Annotated in this window: 4 protein-coding genes and 2 pseudogenes; 4 read left to right on the top strand and 2 right to left on the bottom strand. The window is 63.6% G+C overall.

Annotated elements, in window-relative coordinates; translation table 11 throughout:
* The 3 genes and pseudogenes from AC1DY5_RS36425 to AC1DY5_RS36415 all read left to right on the top strand — a co-directional run.
* A pseudogene (locus AC1DY5_RS36425) lies at nucleotides 1-224 on the top strand (IS4 family transposase); the annotation flags it as partial.
* 38 nt (nucleotides 225-262) lie between these two features.
* Nucleotides 263-493, top strand: a complete 231-nt coding sequence (locus tag AC1DY5_RS36420) for a hypothetical protein (protein WP_478119349.1) — start codon at nucleotides 263-265, stop codon at nucleotides 491-493.
* Between the two features lie 94 nt (nucleotides 494-587).
* Nucleotides 588-959, top strand: a pseudogene (locus tag AC1DY5_RS36415) (zinc ribbon domain-containing protein); the annotation flags it as partial.
* On the opposite strand, the gene AC1DY5_RS36410 reads toward AC1DY5_RS36415, so the two are convergent.
* Nucleotides 932-4126, bottom strand: coding sequence for an adenylate/guanylate cyclase domain-containing protein (locus AC1DY5_RS36410; protein ID WP_478119348.1), 3195 nt, complete (start codon nucleotides 4124-4126; stop codon nucleotides 932-934). The pseudogene AC1DY5_RS36415 and the gene AC1DY5_RS36410 sit on opposite strands and share 28 nt — an antisense overlap.
* 816 nt (nucleotides 4127-4942) lie before the next feature.
* On the opposite strand from AC1DY5_RS36410, the gene AC1DY5_RS36405 reads away from it, so the two are divergent.
* Nucleotides 4943-5245: a cell envelope biogenesis protein TolA gene (locus tag AC1DY5_RS36405; RefSeq protein ID WP_478119347.1), complete on the top strand. Its 303-nt coding sequence runs from the start codon at nucleotides 4943-4945 to the stop codon at nucleotides 5243-5245.
* A 395-nt stretch (nucleotides 5246-5640) separates the two neighbouring features.
* Here AC1DY5_RS36405 and AC1DY5_RS36400 read toward each other — a convergent pair.
* Nucleotides 5641-6797 (bottom strand): DUF1254 domain-containing protein (locus AC1DY5_RS36400; protein WP_478119346.1); only part of this gene is annotated, 1157 nt, incomplete at its 5' end.

The raw sequence follows: 6797 nt of genomic DNA, 5'->3' as shown, positions 1-6797 counted from the left end.
CGGTGCAACTGTGGACGGAGTGGGTCTCGCGAGGCCTCTCGGTCACGAAGGATTGCCAGCGGCTGTTCACGTTGATCGCCCAATGCAAGGTCGGCCATCGACCCGGACGCATCGAGCCGCGAATGCGAAAACGAAGGCCAAAACCCTACCCTTGGTTGAAGGTGCCGCGCGCCCAGGCTCGCCGACATGTCGAGAAGCATGGTCATGCGTACGAGCCAAAGTAAGTGCCATTCGCACTAAGGCCACTTACCGAGCCGCGATCATGTGGGCGCTCAAGCAGCCCGACATCGACTTCTTGCCGTCCGTCCGGGAGAGCGGGCTCGAACTCATTCGCGCCTTCAACCCGCGCAAGGGCGCAGCTCAAGAGATCAAACGCAACGCACGAGTGAAGGCCCGGGCGATCGCGGAGCAGGATCTCGGACCACTTCTCAACGCCTCCTTGCAGCCCGCGGATCCCCCCAGTCGTGGGGCACCAAGACGACGGCCTGGCTGAACGCCGGCATCGCGACCGGCGCCCGCCCTGGGGAATGGGAAACCGCTTACTGGTTCGATCGCGATCGTCGGATCCTTAGGTCAGGCGCCAGCTCGAGTACGAGCTGGCCGCCGTGGGTGGTCAGGTACGGGCGGTGAACCCGGCCTACACCAGTCGCACGTGCCGCATCTGCGGGCACGAGGCGGTTGAAAACAGGAAGACGCAAGCGCTCTCGCCTGCGCGGCCTGCGGCCACACAGAGCATGCGGACGTCAACGCCGCAAAGACATTCTGGCCGCGGGACACGCGGTCTGGGCTTCTCGAACGACGCCCGATGCCTGTGGAGGGGTGGTCAGACGCGCGGCGTCCTCAAGGACGAAGCGCGCAGCCCCTGCGAAGGAACCCACCGAAGAGGCAGGCCGAGCTCGAAGCAGCCTGCCTCAGCAGGAATCCTCGTCCTTCAGGGCGGGGAGGATGTCAACAACTGAGCCAGCGCCGACTCAGCTCTTGTCTGGTAGACCGTCGCACCCTGCTCCGAGGCGATGCGCACGGCGGTACGCAGCCAACCTTCGGCGAGTGCCGCATTCGCCGCCGAGTCCGCCAGCGCAAGCTCTGCACGCAGCCGCCACATTTCCGGAACATGGATGCCGACTTCCGGTGAAATCAGCGTGTCGAAGGTGCGCGTTACGAGAGCCAACGCCTCCCTGCCGCGGCCGCCCCGCCTCAGCGCTTCGATCATGACCAAGTGCGGATACACGCCGAGGAAACTGTGTCTGACCGCCGTGTCGTAGTTCGCCTCCATCATGGCTAGCCCGGCGGCGATGTCGTCCTGCTGTGTGCGCGCCAGGCCGAACATGAATTGCCCGAGCCCGTGCTGCAGCGGCAAGTCGTACTTCTTTGCCACCAGCATCTCGCGCCCAGCCATGCTCTGACAGGCTTCGATATCGCCGGCCAGTTGCAGGGCGACGCTGCCCACGCCCAGCGCGAATGTCAGGCTGAATGGGTGTTGCACCGATTCCGCGAGCGCGAGCGCAGCGTCGAGGCTGGCAGTGGCATCCTGCGCCAGACCCGCGAGGCCCAGCCCGATAGCGCTGCAGCAATGTGCGCAGACACCCGGGTCATGGCCGGCATACACGTGGGAGAGGCTGTGATGGCGCTGCGAGTCGTAGCGGTGAATGCCTTCGCGCGTCATTTCCAGCATCTTCTCGGTCTGGCCCGTAAAGTACCAGATGCCCCAGCGATGATGCAGGCTTTCCATCTGCAGATCGTCATCGCCGAGCTTGCGGCTGATCTCTGTCAGTTCCTCGCCCAACATGCGCGCATCGTCGAACTGGCGCGAGTTGGCCTTGGTGATGTACAGCCCCCATGTCGCCTGGAACAGTTGCCGTTCGGAGTCGGCCTGCTTGGCCAGCGCATAGGCCTGCGTCAGCACCGCTGCCATGTCATGGCTCAGCGGCCCGGACTGGATGTTGAAGGTCGCACCCAGTTTGAGCTTCGCTTCTATCGTGCAGCGCGCACTCGTCGCGGCGTCGGTGATTTGCTCTGCTTGCGCAAGCGCGGCGTTCAGGTTGGCGATCGCCTCGGCATGGGCCGAGCGCCACCCCGACTTTTCCGCGGCGAGCATCCAATACGCGCACGATCGCTCCGGCTGCGCCGCGCGGTCGAAATGGTGGGCAACGATCTCAGGCGCGCTGACGGCCGCGGTGACCTGCTGCGATGCCAGCAGTTCGGCAATTCTCAGGTGCAAGGCCTGGCGACGGCTGCGCGACAGGCTTTGGTAAGCCGCCTCCTGCACCAGCGAATGGTTGAAGCTGTAGCCACCCTGTTGCAAGTCCTCGGTGGCGAATACGAGGCCTGCGCCGAGCAACCGGTCCAAGCCCCGGCGCAGCATGGCCTCTTGTACGCCGGCGATGGCGGCCAGGAGCGGGTAGGAGAAATGGCGCCCGATCACCGAGGCAACCAGCGCAATGTCCTCGGCTTCGCCCAGGCGATCCAGCCGGGACATCAGCGAATCCTGTAGCGTCGAAGGCACGGCAACGGCATGCGCAGCCTTCATGTCGATCACCGCCTTGGTAAGCTCTTCGACATACAGCGGCACCCCGTCGCTGCGCTCGACGATCTGCTGGACCAGCGCCTCGTCGATCGGCCAGGTGCCAGCGGCGCGCCGGGCCACCGCAGCACTTTGGTCGTGCCCCAGCGGCTTGCATGAAATGGCAGTGGCGTTCAAGTGCTCGCCCCAGGGCTTGCGGAATTCGGGCCGGTGGCTGACAAGGGCCAGCACCCTGCACGATCCGATGCGCGACAGCAGCCGTTCCACCAGGATTTGCGTCGTGGGGTCGCTCCAGTGCGCGTCCTCCAGCAACAGGAGCACCGGCACATCGTCGGGCGTGGCCAGCATGAAGTCTTCGAGGATGGCGCGTATTTCCAGGTTGCGCTGCGCGGTGGTCATCTCCATCGGCGACAGGCGGTCGGGTGTTGGAAGTTCGAGCAACTCTGCTATCAAAAGCAGGTCCCGGCGCGATGTCCGGCCGATGCGCGGCAGCAGGGCTTCGAGCTTGCTCAGATTCTCTTCAATCGCGCGTTCCGGCTGAATTGCGGCTTCATGCCGCAGCAACTGGATCAGCGGGTACAACGCGCTGTTGCGGTGATAGGGAGAGCATTGGCAGCGCAACAGCCGATGCGGCGTGTCACGTACCCGCTCCGCGAGCGCCTCGAGCAACCGCGACTTGCCCATTCCTGCTTCGCCGCCGAGCAACACGAGGTGGCCGTTGCCCTGGACAGCGCGATGCCATGAATCGAGAAGAAAGACCTGTTCCCGCTCTCGCGCGACGATCGGCCCAGCAATTCTGCCGCGCGACGCGGCGAATCGACTCTCGACGCTGCGTTCACGCACCACCTTCCAGACCGGAACAGGCTTGTCAAAGCCCTTCAGGGCGTGTTCGCCGGCGGACACGTACTCAAAAAAATCGCCACTGAGTTGCCGTGTCGTCGGGCTCACCAGCACGCTGCCGGGTTCGGCAAGCGCCTGCAGACGGGCTGCCAAATTCGGCGTATCGCCGACCACCGTCTGTTCGCGCCCGTCACTGGCAGCGTGCCCGACGACCAGGCCCGTGGCGACGCCGACTCGGGCCTGCAGCGCCTGGCCATCGGGGCGCTGCAGACGAGCGACCGCCATCACCATCTCGAGTGCCGATCGGATCGCGCGCTCGGTCGCCTGTTCCTGTGCCTGCGGATAGCCGAAGTAGGCCAGCACGCCGTCCCCCAGGTATTGGGCGATGTGGCCGTCGAATCTCTCAATCACGCGGGCGCACGCATCGCGATACCTGCGCAATAACTGGTCGAGGTCCTCTGGGTCGAGTTGGCTGGCGATCGCGGTCGAGCCCACCAGGTCCGTGAACACTACGGTGACTTGACGGCGTTCGACCTCCTTGGCGACCGGAGCAGGCGCAACGCGGTCGGCAGGAACGGTGGCAGCTTGCCGCAGCTTGGACGCTGCGGCGATGAACTTGCGGCGGTGGCCCAGCGACAGTCCCAGCTTTTCCAGGTCTTGCTCGGTCAGATCCGGCACGATCGTCACGTCGATGTCGTTGCTGGCGAAGACTTCGCAATACCTCTCAAGGCCAAGACCTTCGAGCCACGAGCTGATGTCTGACATTCGAGAACCTCACGACGGTTCGTAAGGACTCCTTGATTTCCTTGGGAAACAGTAGCCCAAGTCGCCTTTCGTTCGCGACTTGACCCAGTGTCGGCCGTCTCGATACCGCCTGCAAGCCCGTGCTGTCTGCACGGACCTGCAAAGGGATACCATCTGCCGCGTCCACCGGTGTGCTTGATGCCAGCGCGGCGAAGCGCTCACATGCCGAGCACCGACGGTCAGCGGACTGCCAAGAGTCGGCAGTCGGTGCTCGCCCAGCACCGCAGAATGACACTCCCAGACTTGAGTTGCCGCCCGATTGACGCGGCCGGGCCTAACTGCCCTTCCCCGCAACCGACTGCCCTCCCCTAGCGCCGGGCAGCTGACCGGCCCCGCGGCTGGGGTGTTGATGGCCGATGAGGCCAGGCAACGCCTGCTGCAGTGCAGCACGCTATTCCTTATGTTGTTGTGGAAAAAGTGCAGGAAATCGTGTCAAACTCGACCACAAATAGTGTCGCATGACACGCAAAACACACACAACATCGGCCGCGCGCTCTTGCGACAGTATTTCTCCGCTCACAACATGTTTCGCGACTAAAAGCGCCTCGAGTTCCCTATCGAAAGGTTGAGGGCCATCGGTCTCCGCGCTCGTCTGGTCAGGTGGCGGGTTGGCCCGATGTGACGGTCAGACATGATGTTGCCAGCAGGTAGCGCGGAGTGGTCGCAAGCGTACAGGGTCGCCATTGCGTCAACGGGTCGCGCCTTTGCGCGTTCTATCATGAGGACCCATCAACAATTCTCATCAAAGGAACTGCAATGAGCAAGTTACTCGCCGTCATGATCGCCGGCCTGTGCGCAGCCGGTGCGTATGCCCAGAATCCCGCGGGTACAACGTCGCAGGAACAGGTGATCACCAACAGTAAGCAGCAGGACAAGGCTCAAGCCAAGGTCAATGCGCGGCCTCAGGGCAAGGTGAAGAAACCTGTCGGCGACCAGGCAAAGTCGGCCGAGAACGATGCCATCGGCACTGGCAAGGCGGCCGCAGCCGGCGAGGCGCGCGTCGACACTCGCGATGCCCGCCGTCCGAACCGGCAGCCGGCCAAGCAGGGTGGCACGCCGGATATGGCGGGCGCCAAGTAAGCAGGAGAGGTTCGAAAAAGCGTCGTTGGTCGCATTCAGCCCCCGGCCTCCGACCAACCTTCCTCGTTTGGCGTCTACAAGGGGCGAGCAAGCAACCCGGACATCTCCCCGCCCGGCGGGCAGCGGCGAGTTCAACCCAAGTTGAACGAAATTCAAAATGCGGCAAACACCGACAAAAACTCCTGTCGGTAGCCGACCAGGGCTGGATCCGGCGCCGTTGCGCATCAAGGCCTTAGTCGCCAGATCAGCCACTTTGAACTCGCTGCGCAACACAGTTTGAATTTGCCGCCCGGCGCGAGCGACCCGGCCACGAACCGCCGGTTAGGGCCCTCTTGCCTCTCAGTTCGAGCAATCGAACGACTGCTTGCGAGTCACAAGCAGCCAGAAGAGTCGCGCTACTTCGATGCCACCAGCGCCGGCGGCTGCCAACTACCGTCGCCGGCAGGAAGAATCGAAGGCGGCGTGGCCTTCGGCCAGTAGAGACGCATCACGAGATAGACCGTGTCGTCAGGCGCCGGCAACCAGTTGGCCTCCTCGGCCTTGCCCGGTGAATCCTTCTGGATGTACAGCGTCAGCGAGCCATCCGCGTTCTTTTTCATTGCCGACAGCATCGGCGAATTGATCAGGTAGCGATTGATCGGATTCTTGATCAGCAGCTGGCTCTTGCCATCGTACATGGTCACCGACCAGAAGGCATTGACTGGCGGCAGCTTGCCGGCCGGGAAGGTGAGCGTGTAGTTGTGCTTGCTGGTATCGAGCGTCTGGCCGGTGCCGTCGGTGCGCGTGTAGGGGTACATCGCCTCGACGGCGTCGTTGCCGTAGAGGCCGCCCTTCGCGGCGCCGGCACGCATCAGCCAGTCGGCCTTGTAGAACGCCTGGTCGCCGAAGAACGCGCCGACGTTCCAGCCGTTGATTTTCTTCATCCCGCCCGAGAGGAACTTGTCGACCTTGTCGTCACCGGCCTTCATGCCGAGTAGAACCGCGCCCTTGTGCTCGAGCGAGAGTTCTTTGAATTCGAAGGTCCGGCCGGGGCCCACCCCGATGCTGGCCAGCTTGGCCCGGATCTCCTTGTCGTCAGCCGAAGGCGGCACATACTGCAGCGCGGCCGACAGGTACTCGAAGAAGTTGGCCTTGATGCCAGCCGTCGTGGCCGGCACGAAATCAATCTTCGGCGCAGCGGGGGGCGCGGGTTGATGGAGGAGTGCGGAAAGCGGCTGGATCTTGTAGCCCGCCTGCACCTTCTCGAGATTTGGCATGTCGGCCGGATTGAACAGCTGGGTGCGGATCAAGGTCAGCGCGAAGGGGGTCGTAGAGTTGAACACCTTCTTGATGCCCGGGGGCGTCACGCCCTTCCAGTCGGGGCCTGCAACCAGATAGTTCCCAGGCGCGCTTCCAGTTGCCCGGCTCCCGATGTAGCCGTAGTTGTAGGTGTTGCCGTCGATCAACTGAACCGAGTAGTAGCGCTTGGTGGAGACCGCCGGTACCGTGATCACGAGCGGCTCGGCGCGCAGGTCGGCCCAGAGCATCGAATAGGGCGAGCATCGAATAGGGC

This window comes from Variovorax sp. P4_D9 (genome assembly GCF_056401695.1).
The sequence above is the reverse complement of the archived record's forward strand: the minus strand, read 5'-3'. Positions and strand labels throughout refer to the sequence as shown.

Coding starts and splice junctions, on each gene's coding strand:
- AC1DY5_RS36420 (WP_478119349.1), top strand. CDS start 263: ATGTGGGCGCTCAAGCAGCCCGACATCGACTTCTTGCCGTCCGTCCGG.
- AC1DY5_RS36410 (WP_478119348.1), bottom strand. CDS start 4,126: ATGTCAGACATCAGCTCGTGGCTCGAAGGTCTTGGCCTTGAGAGGTAT.
- AC1DY5_RS36405 (WP_478119347.1), top strand. CDS start 4,943: ATGATCGCCGGCCTGTGCGCAGCCGGTGCGTATGCCCAGAATCCCGCG.